Origin of the sequence: Pseudomonas sp. DWP3-1-2 (assembly GCF_049896285.1) — a bacterium.
Taxonomy (GTDB): Bacteria; Pseudomonadota; Gammaproteobacteria; order Pseudomonadales; family Pseudomonadaceae; genus Aquipseudomonas.
Window position 1 is genome coordinate 1 of record NZ_JAFCTZ010000005.1, and the last position, 20,881, is coordinate 20,881.

17 protein-coding genes are annotated in these 20,881 nt (G+C 57.6%); 16 read left to right on the forward strand and 1 reads right to left on the reverse strand.

Annotated features, from left to right (window positions below):
• Positions 1 to 483 precede the first annotated feature (483 nt).
• The gene (rhtA, locus tag ACP7B0_RS13415) at positions 484 to 1,371 is read left to right on the forward strand and encodes a threonine/homoserine exporter RhtA (RefSeq protein WP_426141892.1); all 888 of its coding nucleotides are present in this window, start codon (positions 484 to 486) and stop codon (positions 1,369 to 1,371) included.
• A gap of 180 nt (positions 1,372 to 1,551) precedes the next feature.
• Positions 1,552 to 1,836: a hypothetical protein gene (locus tag ACP7B0_RS13420; protein ID WP_426141893.1), complete on the forward strand. Its 285-nt coding sequence runs from the start codon at positions 1,552 to 1,554 to the stop codon at positions 1,834 to 1,836.
• Between the two features lie 60 nt (positions 1,837 to 1,896).
• Here the strand turns inward: ACP7B0_RS13420 and ACP7B0_RS13425 are convergent, their stop codons facing one another.
• A complete protein-coding gene (locus ACP7B0_RS13425) occupies positions 1,897 to 3,705 on the reverse strand; it encodes an aminopeptidase P family protein (RefSeq protein ID WP_426141894.1) in 1,809 nt (602 codons plus the stop codon).
• Between the two features lie 967 nt (positions 3,706 to 4,672).
• On the opposite strand from ACP7B0_RS13425, the gene ACP7B0_RS13430 reads away from it, so the two are divergent.
• The 14 genes from ACP7B0_RS13430 (at position 4,673) to ACP7B0_RS13495 (ending at position 20,869) form a co-directional block, all read left to right on the forward strand.
• Positions 4,673 to 5,461 carry a hypothetical protein gene (locus tag ACP7B0_RS13430; RefSeq protein ID WP_426141895.1) on the forward strand — a complete coding sequence of 263 codons (789 nt, stop codon included), beginning with the start codon at positions 4,673 to 4,675 and terminating at the stop codon, positions 5,459 to 5,461.
• 65 nt (positions 5,462 to 5,526) lie between these two features.
• Positions 5,527 to 6,648, forward strand: coding sequence for a DegT/DnrJ/EryC1/StrS family aminotransferase (locus ACP7B0_RS13435; protein WP_426141896.1), 1,122 nt, complete (start codon positions 5,527 to 5,529; stop codon positions 6,646 to 6,648).
• A gap of 5 nt (positions 6,649 to 6,653) precedes the next feature.
• Positions 6,654 to 8,168, forward strand: a complete 1,515-nt coding sequence (locus ACP7B0_RS13440; RefSeq protein WP_426141897.1) for a lipopolysaccharide biosynthesis protein — start codon at positions 6,654 to 6,656, stop codon at positions 8,166 to 8,168.
• A 3-nt stretch (positions 8,169 to 8,171) separates the two neighbouring features.
• Positions 8,172 to 9,107 carry a glycosyltransferase family 2 protein gene (locus tag ACP7B0_RS13445; protein WP_426141898.1) on the forward strand — a complete coding sequence of 312 codons (936 nt, stop codon included), beginning with the start codon at positions 8,172 to 8,174 and terminating at the stop codon, positions 9,105 to 9,107.
• A complete protein-coding gene (locus ACP7B0_RS13450; RefSeq protein ID WP_426141899.1) occupies positions 9,097 to 9,549 on the forward strand; it encodes a low molecular weight protein-tyrosine-phosphatase in 453 nt (150 codons plus the stop codon). The genes ACP7B0_RS13445 and ACP7B0_RS13450 overlap by 11 nt, the downstream gene beginning before the upstream one ends.
• The gene (locus ACP7B0_RS13455) at positions 9,550 to 11,766 is read left to right on the forward strand and encodes a polysaccharide biosynthesis tyrosine autokinase (RefSeq protein WP_426141900.1); all 2,217 of its coding nucleotides are present in this window, start codon (positions 9,550 to 9,552) and stop codon (positions 11,764 to 11,766) included.
• A 37-nt stretch (positions 11,767 to 11,803) separates the two neighbouring features.
• Entirely contained in the window at positions 11,804 to 12,604 is an 801-nt protein-coding gene (locus tag ACP7B0_RS13460) for a WbqC family protein (protein ID WP_426141901.1), read from the forward strand.
• A 5-nt stretch (positions 12,605 to 12,609) separates the two neighbouring features.
• Entirely contained in the window at positions 12,610 to 13,125 is a 516-nt protein-coding gene (rfaH, locus tag ACP7B0_RS13465; RefSeq protein ID WP_426141902.1) for a transcription/translation regulatory transformer protein RfaH, read from the forward strand.
• An 87-nt stretch (positions 13,126 to 13,212) separates the two neighbouring features.
• On the forward strand, positions 13,213 to 14,214 hold the full coding sequence (locus tag ACP7B0_RS13470; protein ID WP_426141903.1) for a glycosyltransferase: 1,002 nt from the start codon (positions 13,213 to 13,215) through the stop codon (positions 14,212 to 14,214).
• Positions 14,211 to 15,458: a glycosyltransferase family 4 protein gene (locus ACP7B0_RS13475; protein WP_426141904.1), complete on the forward strand. Its 1,248-nt coding sequence runs from the start codon at positions 14,211 to 14,213 to the stop codon at positions 15,456 to 15,458. The genes ACP7B0_RS13470 and ACP7B0_RS13475 overlap by 4 nt, the downstream gene beginning before the upstream one ends.
• 94 nt (positions 15,459 to 15,552) lie before the next feature.
• On the forward strand, positions 15,553 to 16,863 hold the full coding sequence (locus tag ACP7B0_RS13480) for a hypothetical protein (protein WP_426141905.1): 1,311 nt from the start codon (positions 15,553 to 15,555) through the stop codon (positions 16,861 to 16,863).
• 107 nt (positions 16,864 to 16,970) lie between these two features.
• Complete coding sequence (locus ACP7B0_RS13485; RefSeq protein ID WP_426141906.1) at positions 16,971 to 18,089, forward strand: glycosyltransferase family 4 protein; 1,119 nt, start codon at positions 16,971 to 16,973, stop codon at positions 18,087 to 18,089.
• A 136-nt stretch (positions 18,090 to 18,225) separates the two neighbouring features.
• Positions 18,226 to 19,443 (forward strand): glycosyltransferase family 4 protein, encoded by a 1,218-nt coding sequence (locus ACP7B0_RS13490; RefSeq protein WP_426141907.1) that lies wholly within the window; start codon positions 18,226 to 18,228, stop codon positions 19,441 to 19,443.
• 13 nt (positions 19,444 to 19,456) lie between these two features.
• On the forward strand, positions 19,457 to 20,869 hold the full coding sequence (locus tag ACP7B0_RS13495; protein ID WP_426141908.1) for an undecaprenyl-phosphate glucose phosphotransferase: 1,413 nt from the start codon (positions 19,457 to 19,459) through the stop codon (positions 20,867 to 20,869).
• The last annotated feature ends 12 nt before the right edge of the window (positions 20,870 to 20,881 follow it).

Sequence of the window (20,881 nt, forward strand, 5' to 3'; positions counted from 1 at the left end):
CGGTTGGTCAAGAGCTTTCGTCTCAACCGAGGCGCGCATTCTACGCTAACCTCTGTATCTGTCAAGCGGTTATTTTCTGAAGCTTTCAAAGTTTCCTTTGCAACTTCAACCACTTGCGCCTCGTTCAACTTGACGTTGCTCGTTAGCGGGAGGCGAATTCTACAGCGTTACAACCTGCTGTCAACTGCCTTTTTTCACCGCTTTCGATCAACGCATCGAAGCCTCTTCCTCGCCAACCAAACTGGCTAACCACTTGATTAACAAGAGGTTTTCCGTTTCGTCTGCTCCGGAAGAGGTGCGAATTATAGAGAGATTCGAGGGAGCGTCAACCGTTTATTCAGGCTTTTTAGCCAAAAGCATTTCAAGCGCGAAATCCGCTTTAATAAAGGGCAGCTATTGAGCACTATATTGCTCAATAGCGCTTTCTTAAGCATCATACGCGTCAATGCGCTACCTGCCTGATCACTGCGGACCCTTCTTCAAATGATTAACAACCCTCACAAGCTCTCCTCCATGCTTTTCCCCATCGGGTTGCTATTAATAGCCATGGCATCCATACAAACAGGTGCATCACTGGCCAAAAGCCTGTTCCCTATCGTCGGGGCTCAAGGCACCACCACCTTGCGGCTCGTTTTCGCCAGTGTGATTCTTCTGCTTGTCCTGCGACCATGGCGCGCGCGCTTCACGTCTAAATCCCTGCGCACGATCTTTGTCTACGGCATTGCGCTGGGCGGCATGAACTTCCTCTTCTATATGTCGCTGCGTAGCGTCCCGCTGGGTATCGCAGTCGCGCTGGAATTCACCGGACCGCTGGCTGTCGCGCTGTACTCATCACGTAAAGCGATAGATTTTGTATGGATTGCGCTGGCGGCCTGCGGTTTGTTGCTTTTGATCCCCATGGGGCAGACCAGTGCAAACCTTGATCTGGTCGGCGTCGCCTACGCTCTGGGCGCAGGTGTTTGCTGGGCCGCGTACATCCTGTTCGGGCAAAAGGCAGGAGAAGACAACGGTATTCAGACTGCCGCTCTGGGTGTCTTGATTGCGGCGATATTCATTGCCCCTATCGGGATGGTGCACGCAGGATCTGCGCTGCTCGATATCGGCCTGATCCCGACGGCCATTGGCGTGGCGATTCTGTCCACCGCGCTGCCCTACAGCCTGGAAATGGTCGCTCTGACGCGAATGCCTGCGCGTACGTTCGGCACCCTGGCGAGTATCGAGCCGGTATTCGGCGCCCTGTCCGGGATGCTTTTCCTCCATGAACACCTGACGCTTTTGCAGTGGCTTGCCATTGGCGCGATTATCCTTGCCTCAGCAGGGGCGACGTTGACGTCACAGCGCGCAACGTCGCAATTGGTGCCAGTTGATTGACGGATGTTTTGCCTGAAAATGAGATGTTGCTAGCATTTGTGACGTCGTTGAGCCATGTTTAGCGCAGGGTTATGTCTTTGCTGGATTTGAAATCAGGAAAGGCAGTACGCCGCCCTGCGGCAAGCAACTGAATTTCAGGCTGGGCGCCAGCGCTGATCGACGGCCAGGTTAAGGAAGGGAATGAAACACATTTTTATAGTGTTGGCGCTCTTGATAGCGACAGGATGCGTGGCCACATCAAAGCCGGTTAAGCAAACCAAGCGCGGGATTCACATTAACTGTTCCGGCCTCTCTTCTTCATGGGATAAGTGCTACGAGATGGCGCAGAGCTCGTGCTTATCGCAGAAATACAGGGTCATCGCAAAATCAGGAGAAGCCTCGAAAGAAGAAGGCGACTACCTTTTCGGGCTCAACCCGGCAGGCTATACAAGCCGCAGCATGATCATCATCTGCAAAAAACCCTGACCCCCCTGCGCAAATGCCTGCCGACTGCGCTTCGACCGAAACCGAAGCGCAGGCTGTCCGTCAAATGCTGGCCGTTCGAGTGTTGAGCCACTGCAGCGCCGCACCCTGCAATAAAGGTGTCAATCGCTGGCGCACCTCAGCGTGATAGTCGTTTAACCATGCACGCTCGTCTTCGGCCAACAGCGCGATATCCAGACAACGGGTATCGATCGGACACAACGTCAGCGTCTCGAACTTCAGAAACTCACCGAATTCGGTCTTGCCCGCCTGACGGTTGATCACCAGGTTTTCAATTCGAACCCCCCAACGACCTGGACGATAAGTACCCGGCTCGATCGACGTGATCATGCCTTCCAGCATCGCTGTCTGCGGTGTCGTCGGAGCCTGATAGGCGATGACTTGCGGGCCTTCATGCACATTCAGAAAGTAACCCACGCCGTGCCCGGTGCCATGACCATAATTAACGCCGCCCGCCCAGATTGGCGCTCGGGCAATGGAATCCAGCAGCGGTGACAGGATGCCTTTAGGGAAGCGCGCCCTGGACAACGCGATGACGCCCTTCAATACACGCGTGCAATCCTGCTTCTGCTCGGCGCTTGGCGTTCCCACCGGCACCATGCGTGTGATGTCGGTAGTGCCGCCCAGGTATTGCCCGCCTGAATCGATGAGCAATAACCCGTCGCCGGTGATTTCAGCAAACTCGGACTCAGTGGCCCGGTAATGGGGCATGGCGCCATTTGCATTGAATCCGGCAATGGTGGCAAAGCTGGCAGACACATACCCGGGACGCTGCTGACGCGCCTCACCGAGTTTTTCGTCAATGGTCAGCTCGCTCACAGTCTCGCGCCCCAGTGCCGACTCCAGCCAGCTGAAAAATTCGCACAACGCTGCGCCGTCTTGCTCCATGGCCTGGCGTATATGCCGAGTGTCAGCTTCGCTCTTCTGTGATTTGAACAACGTGGTGGGGTTCAAGCCTTCAACAAAGGTGACTTCGCTGTCCAGATAATCGAGTAGCCCACACGTCACCCGTGCCGGGTCAATCAACAGGCGGGAGTCCTTGGGTAATGCGCGCAATGCGGCACCGATCTGGGTGTATTCCAGCAAGGTCACGCCATCGGTCTCCAGACTGCGGCGTACCGCTATGTCGACTTTGGCGGAGTCAACAAAAAGACTGACGCTATTGGGGCCGATCAGCGCAAAGGAAATGAACACCGGGTTGTAGGAGACATCGGCACCACGAAGATTGAACAACCACGCAATGTCGTCCAGCGTTGCCAGAAAATGCCAGTCAGCGCCCCGCTCATTCATGACCTGGCGCAATCGAGCCAGCTTTTCGGCACGAGTCACCGATGCCTGGGGAGGCAGATGTTCGTAGATCGCATGGGTCGGTAACGCCGGGCGGTCTTGCCAAAGTTCAGTGAGCAAATCCAGATCAGTGCGCAACCTCGCTCCCCGATCATAGAGCTTGCTGGCCAGGGTTCGCGAGGATGCCACCGCCAGAACCGCACCATCCACTGCAACCACGCTTTCAGCTTTGGCTTGCTCGGCCAGCCACTCCAGGGGACCTTGCTGCCCGGGAACCAGTTTCACCAATTCGATGCCACTGCCCGACAGCTCTTTTGTGGCCTGCTCCCAGTAGCGGCTATCGGCCCAAAGCCCGGCGAAGTCCTGGGTAATGATGAGCGTCCCGACTGATCCCTGAAAACCGGAAAGCCATTGCCGCCCCTGCCAATAGCCAGGCAGGTATTCGGACAAATGCGGGTCAGCCGAAGGCACCAGATACGCATCAATACGCTCCCGGCTCATCAATGCACGTGTCTGTGCCAGACGTTCTGACACCACGCCGCTGGTTGTGGATTGCGTACTCATGGATTCTCCTGCTGTCCCGAAAAGTAATCGCTTGCGGGGCAGATAATGGAGCACCGCTGACGAGTGAGCAACCGCCTGGAACAGCGGTTGCACACATGAGGCTCTTGATCTGCGCGTGGCCATGATGGACATGGAGCACGTAAGCGGAGCAGCCCAATGATCGATCTCCCACCACCTTCTATGCCAAACGCACACTTAATAACGTCGTTCTATATGGAATACGGCGGCATCGCACACGTCTTGAGCCTCTGCGCTCGCTGTATATCAACATATACATCGAACGAGTGATAACGCCCCGCGGAGAAACACTCTTTTGAACACGGATAACCGTCACATGGGCTGAACACAACTCACTCATGCACTTGGCGACTATCTTCTGGCGTTAATAAAACGACTCAATGATGGCAAAAACATAATAATTCTCGCTCTGTAAATGTGACTAAAAAACGTCACCGCACCGTAGAGGTGCACGCGATGTTTTTTTGACTGCTATATAATTCAATGAGTTAGAAGAAATAAAAAACCGCTTATCAAAAAATTAACAGAAACTTGACGAAATAATTTGACAGAAAGGCCGACGCCGTCGATATATATGCCTGTCAGACATTTCCTAGCCAGTGCAGCACCGCCACAGAGCGATGCGCAGGACTGTTCGGCCGACACACGACATCTTCTGCCCAAGACATTAGTTATTCAGTACGGCGCGTTATTTGCGTCGGTGGGTGTCTTTTGACTCATGGAAATTGAATAAATACTGAGCTTGCTCGGTATGGCGGTAGCTTGGCCGGACGCCCTGCCCCGCACACCTGACTTCATTCAAGCACTTGCAAGCCTGTTGTCGATGTTGAACCGGTCCGGATTCATTGAGTTCGGGCGGTAGCGTGGCTGAGAGGGCGCCATTTGAGATGAACAAAACAGGCACGCCCCACGGCGAGCCTTTTACTTCGGACCCTCAAGGGTGTGGATCATGCCACTTTCATTGCCTATGGATGACCAGCAAGTAAAGCAACTGGCAGCGCAGATAAACGCCAATGGCTTTGCCCGGTTACGCGACGTCATCAGCCAGCCTGATTTGCAACAATTACGGGGCTTTACTGACGCCCATGCTCAGTTGCACCACGGCGAATACTTTGCCTATCACGGCGAGAAAGCGTTGTCGCAGAGCCTGCTCGGCAACATCTGGAGCGACCCCGGTTTCAAACGCCTGGTGAACGATCTTTACCGCGAAGCGGCTCACCAGGAGGCACCAAGTGACCGAATTTTCCCGGTGCTGCGCTGCGTGCAAGGCAACGTGGGACAGAAGGAGTCCAACTGCTTTCACTTTGACGCCAGCCTGGTCACGGCATTGGTGCCTATCTTCATTCCCGGTGAGGGCACTGAGCGCGGCGATCTGATGGTGTTCCCCAATCTGCGCAAAGTGCGCACCAGCGTGCTGCTGAACGTGATTGAAAAAGCACTGGTTCAGAACCGTCTGACGCGCAAGTTGATGACGCTGGCCATTGATCGCGGCTGGCTCAAGCCTCAGACCATCCCCCTGGTGCCCGGCGATATCTATCTGTTCTGGGGCTATCGCTCGTTGCACGCCAACAAAGCCTGCGGGGCAGGCATCAAGCGGGCGACCGCCATCTTTCATTTCGGAGATCCCCATGCAGGCAGTCTGGCCACCCGGCTGATTCTGCAGTTCAACCAGCGGCGCGCACGGCGGCTCAGCGACAAAACCGGCACGCCGCCTTCGGAGTCGACACTCGGCCAATAACCCCGGCCCCGCCGATTCCTGAGCAATTGCAATACCTGCGTTCAACGTGAGACATGGAGGCTTCGATGATCAACGTAACCAAGACTTATTTAGGCGACATCGGCAAGTTCAAAACCTACGTAGAAGGCATCTACGCACGGGGCTGGCTGACTAACCACGGGCCGCTGGCGACAGAACTGGAAGAACGCCTCAAGGATTATCTGGGCGTCAAACACATCATTCTTACCAACAACGGCACACTGGCCCTGCAGGTCGCTTATCGGGCGTTGAACCTGAGCGGAAGCGCCGTGACCACCCCCTTCAGCTTCGTGGCCACCAGCAGTTCGTTGCAGTGGGAAGGTATCAGGCCGATTTTCGCCGATATCGACCCGAACACCTGGAACATCTCCCCGGACACTATCGAAAGCCGCATCGCCCCCGACACGACTGCCATCGTTGGCACTCACGTGTTCGGCAATCCCTGTGCCGTAGAGCGCATCGAAGAGATCGCTCGCCGGCGTCATCTGAAAGTGGTCTACGACGGCGCCCATGCGTTCGCGGTGCGGCATGCCGGACAGTCCGTCCTGAACTGGGGTGACATCAGCACCCTGAGCTTCCACGCCACCAAGCTGTTTCACACCGTCGAAGGTGGGGCGATCATCACCAATGATGAAGACATCGCCAGGCGTGCCTATCTGCTCTGCAATTTCGGAATTGCAGACGTCGACAAAATCGACGGCATCGGCATCAACGCCAAGCTCAATGAGTTCTCGGCGGCCATGGGCCTGTGTGTGCTGGACGACATCGAGAACATTCTTGAAGAGCGCGCCGAAATCGCCTACCGCTATACCTCCCGGCTGGAAAACTATCTGGACCTGCAACTGGCGGAAGCCAACAGTCAGCTCAACCACAGCTATTACCCGGTGGGCTTGCGGGACGAACCGCAGTTGCTGCGTGTGCGCGCCGCACTCAATACCCGGGATATCAATCCTCGTCGTTACTTCTACCCTTCGCTGGACACCCTCGAGTACCTGCAACCACAAACCCCGCAAACAGAATCACGCAGCTTGAGTGAGCGTGTACTGTGCCTGCCGATTTATCCAGGCCTGCAACGAGCGGATCAAGACAAGGTGATCAATATCATCATTGACGAGTGCAGCTTCAGCAATGCGCATTACCAAAGCCCTGCGCTCGCCCAAGTCATGTAACGGCCATGCAAAAGAAAGCGTCCGTCATCCGCAATACTGCATTGAGCTATGCCGGGCAGGCCTACGTCTTGCTGGTCGGCATATTGATCATGCCGTTCTACCTCGGCCATCTGGGGGCCGAGGCTTACGGTCTGATCGGCTTCTTTGCCGTCATGCAGGCATGGCTGCAATTGCTCGACGCAGGGCTCTCGCCCAGCCTGGTGCGCGCTGTCGCCCACCAGCAGGGTACGCCTGCCAGCGAGCGAAATTCGGGACAGTTGCTGCGCTCATTCGAGATTATTTTCCTGCCGTTGACCCTGATGTGCTGCATCGCGATTTACCTGTGCAGCCCCTGGATCGCCGTGCATTGGCTCAATGCCAAAGAGCTGCAACCACAGACGCTGATTCATTGCATCAGCCTGATGGGTGTTGTGATCGCCCTGCGTCTTTATTCCACGCTCTACAAAAGCGGTATTCAGGGGCTGGAGCAACATGCCTGGCTCAACGCGGCCAATATCATCATTGCGACCCTGCGCTACTTTGGCGGTTTGCTGCTGGTCAGCGTCTATTCCCAGGACCCGACTGACTTCTTCAGGTTTCAGGTGGCAGTAGGACTGATCGAAACGTTGTTGTTTGCCGGGCGTGCCTATCAGCAAATGCCCACCCCACACTGGCTCACCGGGTTCAACTGGGGACTGGTCAAACCCGTTATTCCGTTTGCCGCAAGCATGTCGTTCACCGCGGTGCTGTGGATCGTCCTGACACAGATAGACAAAGTGCTGCTTTCGGAACAACTGCCTCTGGATCAGTACGGTTATTTCTCCCTGGTTGCCCTGATCACCACCGGCATCATGATGCTGACCAATCCACTGGTGCAGACATTACTGCCGCGCATGACGGTGCTGATGGCCGAAGGTCGTCGTGATGATATGCATGCGTTGTTTCTGGCGGCCAATCGCTTCGTGTGCACGTTTCTGTTTCCTCTGGCTGCGGTGATCGCCCTGCACGCGCAGCCTTTGGTTTACGCCTGGACCGGCGATCAGGCCGCAGCGCAATGGAGCCAATCAGTCTTGTGCTGGTATGCACTGGGCAGCGCGATCATGGCGGTCAGTGCCTTCCAGTTTTATCTGCAATATGCCTACGGCCAGATGCGCCTGCACGTCTGGTACAGCGTGGTATCCGCAGTGATTGCCGTTCCTTTGATGTTCCTGGCCATCGACTATCAGGGTGCCTACGGTGCCGCACTGGCATGGTTTTTCTTGCGGATCGTGTCGTTCTCGGTGTGGCCCATGATTGTCCACACCCGACTGGCGCCCGGCATCCACGGGACATGGGTGCGCGACATCCTGCGCATCAGCGTCATGACCGTCGTTGGCCTGGCAGTCAGCGAACCGCTGTTTCGCCTGTTCGCGACGGACAACCGTTTCAGCATTTTCCTTGGCCTGGCGGCCAGCGGCCTGATCACCCTGATTCTGGTCGCGGCAAGCTACAAGCCGCTGGCGGCGAGGATCTTCATTTTGTTCAGCAAACCGAGTACATGAGCCATGGATGACAAGCCAACCCCCACGTCCACTGTCCCGTCCCAGCCACCGCTAGTGAGCATCATCTGCCCTGCCTACAACCAGGAAGCGTTTATCGCACAGACACTGGACAGTTTTCTGGCACAACAGACCACGTTCAGTTTTGAAATCCTCATCAACGACGATGCCTCCACGGACGGCACCGCGCGCATCATCGCCGAGTACGCTGAGCGCTATCCGACGATCATCCGCCCGTTTTACCAGACAGTGAATCAGTTCCAGTTCGGCAAACCCTGCGTGCCGGGTTTGTTCGCCAAGGCACGAGGCCGTTACATCGCCTACTGCGAGGCCGATGATTACTGGACCGACCCGCGCAAGCTGCAAATCCAGGTGGATTTTCTGGAGAGCCATCCGGACTACGTCATCACCTATCACGACGCGATGGCGTTCGACAGCCAGGGCGAAAGAGGCATCCAGTTGCAGGGCAAACTGCGCAGCGATGCCACCGCCCTGCAATTACAGAAGGCGCGCCAGATTTCGACCCTTACGGTGTGTTTCCGCAATGTGTTCTGCGCCTTGCCGCCGGAACTGCTGATGCCCGTCGCCCCCCTGAATGACATGTGCTGGTGGTCGTTGCTGGGGGCTCATGGCAAAGGGAAATTTCTCCCCCAGATCAAGCCCGCCGCCTACCGCATGCACCCAGGCGGGATTTTTTCGATGCGTACCCATAAGCGAAAACTGCACATGAGCCTGCAAACCTCCAGCAGCCTGGCCAACTACTACAACCGTCAGGGTAACCAGGAACTGTACGAGTACTTCCTGATGCAGACCATCGGCCTGGCCATTGCCGCACTGGCGCCGATGAACAAGTTGCAAGCGTTGTTGATGGTGGCGCGCAACGCCTTCATCAACCTTGGCAAGCGGCTCACGCCTTCGATCAGTAAGGGCCATGTTCAGTAAGGTGCTGGTGATTTGCATCGGCAACATCTGCCGCAGTCCCATGGCTGAAGCGCTACTGCGCCAGCGGGTACTGGCGAGCGATGTGCAGATTACCTCGGCGGGCACACATGCCATGGTCGATTCGCCCATTGATGCGCTGGCCCAGGCGGTCTTGCAGATGCATCAGGTACCCATCCACCCGCATCGCGCCAGGCAAGTGGATCGCACGATGCTGCATCAGGCCGAGCTGATTCTCTTGATGCAAAGCGCCCAACTCACAAGCGTCTTGCGACTGGCCCCCGAAGTTCGCGGCAAGACCTTTCTGATCGGCAAATGGCAAGGCCAGCTGGAAATAGCCGACCCGTACCGGCGACCAAAATTAGCCTTTGAACAGACCTACGAGCAACTCTCGCGATGCGTCGACGACTGGCTACCTTATCTTCAGTCAGGAGAAACAAGATAAATGACCGCTATGAACCGTTCTTCCCTGGACTACTACCAGGACACCCGGATCGATCTGGCAACTATCTTGCGCACGTTATTCGACCACAAGGGCCTGATCCTCTGGATCGTCGGCCTGTTCTGCCTGGTCGGGCTGACCTACTCGATACTTGCGACACCGATTTACCAAGCCAACGCGATGATCCAGATCGAGCCGAAAAAAATCGGTATCGAAGGCACGCCGGAAGTTTCCAGCAAGCCTATGTCGGTGTCCCAGGCGACCACCGAAATCGAACTGATCAAGTCACGTGCGGTGCTGGGTAAAGTGGTTGATGAACTCAAGCTCAACATTGTCCAGAAGCCAGACTACTTCCCGGTGATCGGTGCCTACATGAGTCGCACGTTCAAGCCTGAGCGTGAGGGCGAATTCGCTGAGCCTCTGTTTGGCATGACCCAATACGCCTGGGGCGGCGAAAAGATTGACGTCTTCCAGCTGGAGGTCCCTGAAGAGCTGCTGGGCGAAAAACTGACGCTGGTGGCAGGCAAACCAGGCTTTTTCTCGCTGTATGACAAGGATCGCAAACTGATTCTGAGCGGTGCCACCCAGCAGACTGTCGAAGGCCGTGGCGCCAAAATCCAGATCGCAACGCTGGAAGCCCGGCCGGGAACCGAATTTACGGTATCCAAGCAGCGCACCCTGACCACCGCTCTGGATTATCAGGATCGCCTGAAAATCACTGAAGCGGGCAAAGACTCCGGGATTATCTATCTCGCGCTTCAGGATCAGGACCCGGAAAGGGCCAACCGCATCGTCGATGAGGTCAGCCGCTTGTATGTCCGTCAGAACGTCGAACGCAGTTCCGCCGAAGCAGCCCAGCGCCTGGAGTTCCTGCGTTCCCAACTGCCTGGCGTGCGCAAACAGCTGGAAGCCTCTGAAACGGCATTGAACAACTTCCAGACCAGCGCCAAGTCGGTGGATCTGAGCATCGAAACCAAGGGGGTCCTGGATCAGGTCGTGCAGCTTGATTCCATGCTGTCGGAGCTCAAGTTGCGCCGCGTCGAACTGGAGCGTTTGTATACCCGCGCGCACCCGAACTACCGCGCCCTGATGACCCAGATGGGCCAGCTGGAAGCGCAGAAACAGGGGCTGCTGAAAAAAATCGAGACGCTGCCTGAAACCCAGCAGGAATTGCTGCGGCTGACCCGGGACATGCAGGTTACCAGCCAGACCTACACCCTGATGCTGAACAAGAGCCAGGAACAGGACATCCTGCGCGCCGGCAGCATCGGCAACGTACGGATCATCGATAACGCTGACGCGAACGTCGAAGAACCGGTCAAACCGATGAAAAAACTCATCGTGCTCCTCGCGACATTGCTGGGTGCGCTGGTCGCCATTTCCACCGTGTTTGTTCGCCAGGCGTTCTATCGCGGCGTGGACAGCGCTGAAGTCATCGAAAACATTGGCATGCCGGTCTATGCCTCTCTGCCGTACTCGCGCCAACAGGAACGCCTGGAGAAGAACAGTCAAAGCCGCACGGGGACCAAGGAATCCAGGCTGCTGAGCGTGTCGGCGCCGACCGAGCTGGCCGTGGAATCCCTGCGCAGCCTGCGCACCAGCCTGCATTTCGCGATGCTCGAAGCGCGCAACAATGTGCTGATGATCTCCAGCCCGTCGCCGGGCGCCGGCAAGTCATTCGTTTCCAGCAACCTGGCCGTGATCATTGCCCAGACCGGCAAACGCGTGCTGCTCATTGATGCCGACATGCGCAAAGGCTACCTGCACAAGGCATTCGGCCTGCAACCCAAGCACGGTCTTTCCGACACCCTGGCGGCGCGCCTGAAAAGCAGCGAAGTGATTCATCACACCGAAGTGCGCAACCTGGACTTCATTTCCTGCGGCTTTGCGGCGCCGAACCCCTCGGAGCTGTTGATGCATGACAACTTCAACAAGCTGCTCACCGAACTGTCGCCGCTGTATGACCTGGTGCTGGTGGATACACCACCGATCCTGGCCGTGACCGATGCCACCCTCGTGGGTCGCCAGGCGGGTACTTGTCTGCTGGTCACTCGCTTCGGCCTGACCACCGTCAAAGAGATCGAAGCCTGCAAGCGCAGACTCGGTCAGAACGGCGTAGTGATCAAGGGCGCGATCTTCAATGGCGTACTGCGCAAGGCATCCACAGCCGACTACGACTGTGCGGCGTATGGATACAACTACAGTCCCGTACGCAAATAACGAACACCGATCCCCCGACACACATAAGGAGTGACGCATGGCCAGGACCATTGCAATGATGCAGCCCTATATCTTTCCCTACCTGGGATATTTTCAACTGATCGCCGCAGCCGATGTTTTTGTCTTGGGGGACGACCTGCAATACATCCGTTCCGGATGGGTCAATCGAAACCGCATCCTGAGCAATGGCGAGGCGAAGCTGGTCACGTTCCCGCTGAAAAAAGATCGCTTCGAGCTGCCGATCATGCAGCGCCAGTTCGTCGACACCTTCCTCGAAGAAGGTGAGCGCCTCATCAACCTGATCACTCAGAACTACCGCAAAGCGCCCTATTTCGAACAGGTAATGCCCTTGATCGCACGCCTGATCCGCTTCCCGCAGCAGAACCTTGCGCTGTATGCCGAGCATGTGATCCGCGAGCTGTGCGCGTACCTGCATATTGTGACGCCGATCCTGCGCGGCTCGGACCTGAAGCTGAACTCGTGCACCGACAAGCAGGACCGGGTGATCAATATCGCTCATACCTTTGCGGCCACGACCTTTCTGAACCCCATCGGCGGTGCCGAACTTTACGACAGAGATCATTTCGCCAGGCATGGCCTGCTGGTGCGTTTCTTCAAGATGGACGATGTCGTCTACCGGCAATTCACCAAACCGTTCGTACCCAATCTGTCGATCATCGATGTGTTGATGTTCAACTGCGTCGAACAGGTTCAGGTGATGCTTGATTGCTTCAGCATCAGCGATGGCATCACGCGCAACCCTGAAGGCCTGCTGGCTGAACTTGTCAGCCAGCCGGACGCGGCACAGCCCCCGCTTACCCACAACGCAGCGGAGTGAACCTCATGTCTCTGTTCAATAGCCCTGCCCGCTGGTACCTGATTCAGACCAAGCCTCGCCAGGAAGCGCGTGCCGAGGAACATTTGCAGCGCCAGAACTTCGAGTGCTACCGCCCCATGAAGGCGGGTGGGCCGAAGAAGCGCACACCTAAAGTGGCCAGTGAGGAGGAGTTGTTCCCGGGCTACCTGTTTATTCGCATGGATCAGGTGCATGACAACTGGTACCCGATTCGCTCGACCCGGGGCGTGGCACGCATCGTCACGTTCGGTGGGCACCCGGTTCCGGTACAGGACGAGTTGATCGACCAGATCCGCCAACGTCTGCGTGAACCGGTGGCTGAAGTCGACTTCAAGCAAGGCGAGCGCGTGATGATCAAGGCCGGTGAGCTCTGCGACATCGAGGCGATTTTCCTGGCGTCGGACGGCGCCGAACGCGCCGTCATTCTGCTGAATCTGCTGCAACGGGAACAGAAAGTAGTGTTACCCATGAGCAGCCTGTTGCGGATGGAGGTTCGGGTTTAAGGCCATGTTTCATAACGCCCCGGTTGCACCTGTTCGCCGGGGGCGGGACGCCCGATGACCTTCGCCCATTTCTGACGGAACCTCACCATGACTCAACTCACGACCTTGGTGACGCTCACCTATGGTGACCGTTTCAATTATTTGCATACGCTTGTCAGCCGCTCGCTGGAAAGCCCGCTGATTGACCGCGTGATCATTGTCAGCAACGCATCGGTAGCGCCACTGGAAAACCTTCGCACCCTTTGGCCGGGTCAGGTGGACGTCATTTATCTGGACAAGAACACCGGCTCGGCCAAAGGCTATTCGGTGGGCATCAAGGCCGCCCTGGATGCCGGTGCAGAGTACATCTGGCTGATGGACGACGATAACGCGCCGACCCACAACGCGGTGTCGGCCCTGCATGCTTGCCTGCGCCAACTGGAAGAAATCGACGGGCGCGACAAGTCTGCGGTGCTTGGCTTTCGTCCAACCCACCAGGCCGACATTGCAGCGGGCGTGCCCGGCCGGTTCGCCATTCAGCGCCGCTCCAGCTTCTTCGGGTTCCACATTGCGCAGTTGCCTTACAAGATCTGGCGTCGCTTGCCTTGGGTTCAAACCCCAGGCAAACATCACAAGATTCCCATCGTGCAGTTGCCCTTCGCAACGTACGGAGGCCTGCTTGCCCATCGCAGCCTGTATGAGCGGATCGGCCTGCCTCTGGATGCCTTGATGCTGTACGCCGATGACAGCGAATACACCTGGCGCATCACGGCGCGCGGCGGACGCATACTCCTGGTGCCTGAGGCCCTGCTGGACGACCTCGAAGATTCGTGGAACATCAAGGCTCGCACCAGCAACATTTACGAAAGTTTCCTGCTGGGCGGCTCGGACCTGAGGGCCTATTACGGAGCACGCAACCAGGCGTGGTTCGACAAAAATATCTGGGCATCGTCCTCCGTGCTGTACAGCCTGAACCGCTGGGTGTTTTTCCGCCTGTTGCGCCTGATCGCCAAACGCCGCGGCGCAGAGCAACGCCTGCACCTGATTGAAAAAGCCATTCAGGACGGCGAGTCCGGCGTGCTGGGTCTCCATCAGTCGTACCCGCTATGAAGCTGTTATTCATCAGCAGCCTGTACGCCCCCAACATTGGCGGCGGCGCGGAAATCATTCTGCAACGCACGGTGGAGGGCCTGCACAAGCGGGGCCACCTTGTTTCGGTACTGGCAACCGGGCCCGAACCCGGATTGAAAGAGGAGATGATCAATCAGATCAAGGTGTACCGTGCCGGGCTGCGTAATTTCTACTGGCACTTTACCGATCAGCGACCGGGCAAGCTGCTCCGGCTAGGCTGGCATCTTCGTGATCGGTACAACGGCGGCATGCGCGAATATGTCAAACGCGTGATCACCCTCGAACAGCCAGACCTGGTGGTCTGTCACAACCTCCCGGGCTGGTCGGTATCGGCCTGGGATGAAATCACCGCAGCCGGCAAACCCATCGTTCAGGTACTGCACGACCTGTACCTGTTGTGTCCCAGCAGCAGCATGTTCAAGAACGGCCAACGCTGTCGCAGTCAGTGCGGTCGTTGTGAACATTTTCGCAAAGGCCATGACGTCCGTTCGGAGCAGGTCAGTGCGGTGGTCGGGGTAAGCCGCTTCATGCTCGATACGTTGCAGGCCAAGGGGTATTTCCAGAACGCCCGTGGCTATGTCGTGCATAACGCGAGCCCTCGCCCGGCCGTGCCGGTTAACCCAAAAAACCAGAGCCCGGTACCCAACAAAACACCGCTGCGCTTTGGTTTCATGGGTTCACTGTCCGAGCCCAAAGGGGTTCGGTGGCTGATCCAGCAGTTCCAGGCACTGCCGTTTGATGCGACGCTGCACATCGCCGGTCGCGGGCAACTGGACGACGAAGCCCGCTTCAAGGCCTTGGCTAAAGATTCGCCCCGAATCACGTTTGTCGGCTATCAGACGCCCGAAGCGTTTTATCAACAGATCGATGTGGCGATCGTGCCGTCGATCTGGAATGAGCCGTTCGGCATGGTCGCTGTCGAGGCGTGCGCGTATGCCAAGCCGGTCATCGCCAGTCGTATGGGCGGTCTTCCGGAAATCATTCAGGATCCACTCAACGGCCTGCTGTGCGACCCTGATGACCCGGACTCCCTGGGGCTGGCCATGCTCAAGCTGCATCAGCAACCGGCGTTGCTGGCGCGTTTGAGTTCACAGGCCAGGGTCAGCGTTGCCTCACTGCTGGACCTGGACCTGATGCTTGATAGCTACCAGAGCATTTTCGCCCAGACCCTTCTGGACAAGATCGTGCGACACGATGAGCCTTCGCTTTCCGACCCCGGCTAGGTCATTCCCGCGCGACGCCAAGGCAGTGTTATCCATCGGCCCGTGACTCACCTGAGCAAGCGCTCCGGACCGTGCCTCTTTATTGAGACAGACTATGCCCAAGCCGCCCATGGCCCTATCGCGACTCTTGATGATGTGTGTGATTAGCCTGCTCACCAGTTGTCTGGCAGGGGCCGATGAGCGATTCATCATCGGCGTCGATACGCATCTGATGAACAAAAGCAGCTCCTCGGCCAAGGCATTGCAGTTACTCGAAGAAGCCGGGGTCGATTCGGTGCGCGACGATGCCTATTGGTCAACGGCCGAACCCCGGCGCGGCCTGTTACGCATCGACCCCGCCTGGCAGGCGTACCTGAGCAAGGCCCAGGAGCATCGACTGCGACCTTTGCTGGTATTGGGTTATGGCAATACGTACTACGGCAATTACGCCAAGCCCCGGTATCCGCTGGTCAAGGAAGGCTTTGGCAACTACGTGTCATTCGTGACCCGGGAGCTGGCCGACAGTGTCGACTTTTATGAAATCTGGAACGAGTGGGACAAAGAGAACCCGGTGGACCCGGGCTTCGCCAGGGACTACAGCCATCTGATCGAAGAAACCGCGCTGCGCATACGCCAGCAGAAAAAACCGGTGACGATTCTCGCCGGAGCGGTGACCAGTCAAGGTATGGACCTGGGCTTCGCGGATCGTCTGGTGGAGGCCGGCCTGCTCAACCATGTGGACGGCCTCTCGCTGCACCCTTACGTGCATTGCCGACATGAAGCACGGCATACCCCGGAACGCTGGATCGCCTGGCTGCGCTGGGTGGACGCGGACCTGCGGGCCTTGGCCGCACGGCCCGTGCCGTTGTACCTGACCGAGATGGGCTGGCCCAGCAATAACGGCAAATGCGGCGTGAGTGAAAAAACTCAGGCCGCCTATCTGGCGCGCAGTTTCTTCCTTGCCCAGACATTGCCGGATATCAAAGGACTTTGGTGGTATGACCTGTTCGACGATGGAACTGACCTCAATGATCCGGAACAGAATTTCGGGCTGCTCAAAGGGGATCTGACGCTGAAACCGTCGTACCTGACCCTCAAAGCAATCAGCCCTACCCTGCATGATTTCCGCTATGACGCCGAAAAAAGCCGCGAACTGGACGCCACTTATCTGCTGCGTTTCGCCAAAGGTTCTGAACAGGTGCTGGTGGCCTGGACGATTGGCGAGCGGCGTCTGATCCGGGTCGACGCCAGCAGCGTGCAGCAAGGCAACGTCCGGCTGATCGACAGCGGCCAGCCAGACAAAGGTTTGATCGATACCGGTATTACCTGGGAATGCAACGACAGCCGATGCTCCGCTCAAGTGCCCATCGACGACTTCCCGAAAATCATCAACCTGGGCACTAAGCCACCGTTATTTGCCCAATGACCTGCGGCGCACGGCGCCCAGGTATCGCGCAGTGCGAGCAGCCCTATCGGTCAAGGCCAGCTCCCGCGAACCCCAATCGACCCAAATCTCTTTTCAGGTCGCGTCCCATGATTGTTATCAATGCTCGTTTTCTGACACAGGAAATACGTGGAGTGCAGCGTTTTGCCGAGCAGACCTGCCTGGCCCTCAAGCAACTGCGTGATGACGTGGTTTTCGTCGCCCCCCGCAACATTAAAATGCACGAGAGCGCCAAGGCGCTGGACGTGCAATGTATCGGCCGCAACAGCGGGCACTTGTGGGAGCAACTGGACCTGCCGCTGCATCTTTACCGGCACGGCAGCCCATTGCTGGTGTCGTTGACCAGCACGGCGCCGATCCTGTACGGCAATCAGATCGCCACCCATCTGGACATCAATTACATCCGCTACCCGCAGAGTTATTCCCGAGCCTTTCGCACCGCCTATCGCGCCCTGACGCCGATTCTGCTGTCCCGACTCAAGGCGCTGATGACCGTGAGCCAGTTTTCCAAGGGCGAGATCTCAAGCTTCTATGGCTTCCCGGAAAACAGGATTTTCGTTATCCCGGCGGCGGTCAGCGATGCGTTCACCCCGGCACCATCGGCCCCCGATCAACCTGAGTATCTGTTGGCCGTTTCCTCACCCAGTGCGCACAAGAACTTCAATCGAATGATTCAGGCATTCCTGAGTCTGCGAGGCCATGAGGACGTGCAACTGCATATTGTCGGAGGTGGCAATGACGTCTTCGCGGATCCTGATCTGCACCGCCTGGCCTTGCGTGATCCGCGCATTCACTTTCTGGGACGGCTCAACGACGCTGAATTGATCGCGCAGTATCAGGGGGCGACTGCGTTTGTTTTCCCCTCGCTGTATGAAGGGTTCGGCATCCCGCCACTTGAAGCCCAGGCGTGCGGTTGCCCGGTGTTGGCGGCCAACGCGGCTTCGATTCCTGAAGTGCTGCAAGCCAGCGCGTTGTATTTCGACCCGCTGGACGTCAGCCACATGGCCGCCGCCATGGAGCGCATCCTGACCGACATGCCATTGCGTCAATCATTGCGACGCCGCGGCCTGACCAATGTCCGGCGCTTCTCCTGGGAAGAGTCGGCGCAGCGTGTATCCCAGCGCATCGACGCGCTGATGAAGCAGCAGGCAGGCCCCTCGCCTGCCTCTCGCGGTCGGGTCACGGATTCCTCCTCAAGCAAATCCTGAAGAACCAAGGGCAACGGCCAGTGTTTCGCTGAATCGATATCACCTGGCCCAACAGGGCAAACAACTCAACAAACGACACGCCCAGACGCAGCCTGCCCGCGTCTGAAGTGGAGCCTGCCAATAGAAGGGAAACCCCATGAGAATAGCTATAGTCCACGACTGGCTAGTGACTTACGCCGGAGCCGAGCGCGTTCTGGCCTCGCTGCTGCGCATCTGGCCCGAGGCCGATCTGTTTTCCGTGATTGACTTTCTCAGCGACCAGGATCGCGCACATCTGGGCGGCAAGGTCGCCAAAACCACGTTCATCCAGCGCCTGCCCAAAGCCCGGACTCACTACCAACGTTACCTGCCGCTGATGCCGCTGGCCATCGAACAACTGGATCTGTCGGGCTACGACCTGATCATCAGCAGCAGCCATGCCGTGGCCAAAGGCGTGCTCAGTGGCCCCGATCAGTTGCACATCAGCTACGTACACTCGCCGATCCGCTATGCCTGGGACCTGCAGCATCAATACTTGCTGGAGTCGGGCATGAGCACCGGTTTCAAGAGCAAAGTGGCGCGCATGGTCCTGCATTACATCCGCATGTGGGACCAACGCACCTCGGCCGGCGTGGACGATTTCATTGCCAACTCCTACTTCATCGGCGGGCGAATTTCCAAAGCCTATCGTCGCGAATCAACGGTGATTTACCCGCCGGTCGATACGGTCAATTTCACGCCTCAGGAGACCAAGAAGGATTACTACTTCACGGCGTCGCGAATGGTGCCCTACAAACGCATGCCCATGATCATCGAGGCGTTCGCGGCCATGCCGGAAAAACGTCTGATCGTGATCGGTGACGGCCCGGAAATGGCCCGGGCCAAGGCTATTCACGCGCCCAACGTCACACTGCTGGGGTATCAGCCTTTCACCGTGCTGTTGGAACACATGCGCAATGCCAAGGCATTTGTCTTCGCGGCCGAGGAGGATTTTGGCATCAGTCCGGTGGAGGCCCAGGCGTGCGGTACGCCCGTCATTGCGTTTGCCAAGGGCGGCGCTCTGGAAACCGTCTGCGGTCTGGACCACCCACAGCCGACCGGCGTGTTTTTTCACGAGCAGACGATGTCGGCGGTGGTGGCCGCCGTCGGGGAATTCGAATCCTCACAATCGCGCATCACGGTTCAAGCCTGCCGCGCGAATGCGGAACGTTTCTCCGGCGAGCGTTTCGAGCATGAGATCAAAAGTTTCGTCGAGAGCCGTCTGGCGGCGGCACGCCTGGCGCGTCAACCGATGCAATACCGCATGCCGCAAGCCACGCCGATTCTGGTCAACAGCGACGTGAGTGCACGTGTCGTTCCGATCAAATCCGTCTGAGCGAGCAACGTCTATGCGTACGCAAGTTCGGGGCATCCTTCATGCGCATCAATCCCTGCTGTCGGTTGCCCATCGTCTGCTGGATCTGAGCGTCATCGTGCTGGGCGGTTACTGGCAAAGCCATCAGGCCCCGTCGGTTTCCAGTGCAGAAGCCTGGCTGCTGATCCTGTTGGCAGTGCTGGTTTTTCACTGGCTCAGCGAGTTTCACCAACTGTACGGTTCATGGCGCGGCGAACGCATCCTTCGTGAGCTGACCAAGGTCTTCAATTACTGGGGCCTGACCTTTGTCATTCTGCTGTCGGTGGATTACCTGCTGCTCAATCATGTGCAGTTGCCCAATAACAGCCAGATGGCCTGGTTCGCCTCGGTGCTGGCGGTGCTGTGTGGCTATCGGCTGTTGATTCGCAGCGTCCTTCACGGCTTGCGTCGACGCGGTTTCAATACCCGAAGGGTGGCTATCGTCGGCACCGGCCAAGTGGGAGAGCGCCTGGCCGAGTCGATTTGCGGGGCGTCCTGGATGGGCCTGCAATTGCTCGGGTTTTACGATGTCCAGCCGTCACGGGCGCCAGCCAGCGGCCTCAGTCGGCAGATTCCGCTGCTGGGTGATCTTGACCAGTTGATCGAGGATGCTCGCCAGGGGCGTATCGACAAGATCTACATCACCCTCGGGCTCGACGGCCAGCCGCACTTGCATGAACTGGTGAAGGGGCTGAGCGATACCACGGCATCGGTGTACGTGATACCGGACGTGTTCATGTTCGAACTGCTGCACGCCCGCAGCGAAAGCATCAACGGGCTGGCGAGCATCAGCATCTTCGACTCCCCCATGGACGGCGCCTGGAGCCTGGTCAAACGCATCGAAGACATTCTGCTGTCGAGCGTGATCCTGTTGATGATTGCGCTGCCACTGGCGCTGATCGCCGTTGCGATCAAGTTGACATCCCCCGGCCCGGTGCTGTTTCGCCAACGCCGCTACGGGCTGGACGGCAAGCCGATCATGGTCTGGAAATTTCGCAGCATGAACGTCCAGGAAAACGGCGAGGTCGTTCGCCAGGCCACGCGCAATGACTCACGCATTACGCCATTGGGCGCATTCCTGCGGCGGACGTCTCTGGACGAACTGCCGCAGTTTTTCAACGTGCTGCGCGGCGACATGTCCATCGTCGGCCCGCGCCCGCACGCAGTGGCCCACAACGAGCAATACCGCAAACAGGTCAGCGGCTACATGTTGCGCCACAAGGTCAAGCCGGGCATCACTGGCTGGGCGCAGATCAACGGCTGGCGCGGCGAAACCGACACGCTGGACAAGATGCAGAAACGGGTCGAATACGACCTTGAATACATCGAGCACTGGTCGCTGTGGCTGGATCTGAAAATCATTCTGTTGACCGTGTTCAAGGGCTTTCTCAACAAGAACGCCTTCTGAACCCACTCATTC

Excerpts from the sequence above, each read along its gene's own strand:
- ACP7B0_RS13470 (WP_426141903.1), top strand. The coding sequence starts at position 13,213 with ATGACTCAACTCACGACCTTGGTGACGCTCACCTATGGTGACCGTTTC.
- rfaH (WP_426141902.1), top strand. The coding sequence starts at position 12,610 with ATGTCTCTGTTCAATAGCCCTGCCCGCTGGTACCTGATTCAGACCAAG.
- ACP7B0_RS13420 (WP_426141893.1), top strand. The coding sequence starts at position 1,552 with ATGAAACACATTTTTATAGTGTTGGCGCTCTTGATAGCGACAGGATGC.
- rhtA (WP_426141892.1), top strand. The coding sequence starts at position 484 with ATGATTAACAACCCTCACAAGCTCTCCTCCATGCTTTTCCCCATCGGG.
- ACP7B0_RS13485 (WP_426141906.1), top strand. The coding sequence starts at position 16,971 with ATGATTGTTATCAATGCTCGTTTTCTGACACAGGAAATACGTGGAGTG.
- ACP7B0_RS13455 (WP_426141900.1), top strand. The coding sequence starts at position 9,550 with ATGACCGCTATGAACCGTTCTTCCCTGGACTACTACCAGGACACCCGG.
- ACP7B0_RS13425 (WP_426141894.1), bottom strand. The coding sequence starts at position 3,705 with ATGAGTACGCAATCCACAACCAGCGGCGTGGTGTCAGAACGTCTGGCA.
- ACP7B0_RS13450 (WP_426141899.1), top strand. The coding sequence starts at position 9,097 with ATGTTCAGTAAGGTGCTGGTGATTTGCATCGGCAACATCTGCCGCAGT.
- ACP7B0_RS13460 (WP_426141901.1), top strand. The coding sequence starts at position 11,804 with ATGGCCAGGACCATTGCAATGATGCAGCCCTATATCTTTCCCTACCTG.
- ACP7B0_RS13480 (WP_426141905.1), top strand. The coding sequence starts at position 15,553 with ATGCCCAAGCCGCCCATGGCCCTATCGCGACTCTTGATGATGTGTGTG.
- ACP7B0_RS13435 (WP_426141896.1), top strand. The coding sequence starts at position 5,527 with ATGATCAACGTAACCAAGACTTATTTAGGCGACATCGGCAAGTTCAAA.
- ACP7B0_RS13490 (WP_426141907.1), top strand. The coding sequence starts at position 18,226 with ATGAGAATAGCTATAGTCCACGACTGGCTAGTGACTTACGCCGGAGCC.
- ACP7B0_RS13475 (WP_426141904.1), top strand. The coding sequence starts at position 14,211 with ATGAAGCTGTTATTCATCAGCAGCCTGTACGCCCCCAACATTGGCGGC.
- ACP7B0_RS13430 (WP_426141895.1), top strand. The coding sequence starts at position 4,673 with ATGCCACTTTCATTGCCTATGGATGACCAGCAAGTAAAGCAACTGGCA.
- ACP7B0_RS13495 (WP_426141908.1), top strand. The coding sequence starts at position 19,457 with ATGCGTACGCAAGTTCGGGGCATCCTTCATGCGCATCAATCCCTGCTG.
- ACP7B0_RS13445 (WP_426141898.1), top strand. The coding sequence starts at position 8,172 with ATGGATGACAAGCCAACCCCCACGTCCACTGTCCCGTCCCAGCCACCG.
- ACP7B0_RS13440 (WP_426141897.1), top strand. The coding sequence starts at position 6,654 with ATGCAAAAGAAAGCGTCCGTCATCCGCAATACTGCATTGAGCTATGCC.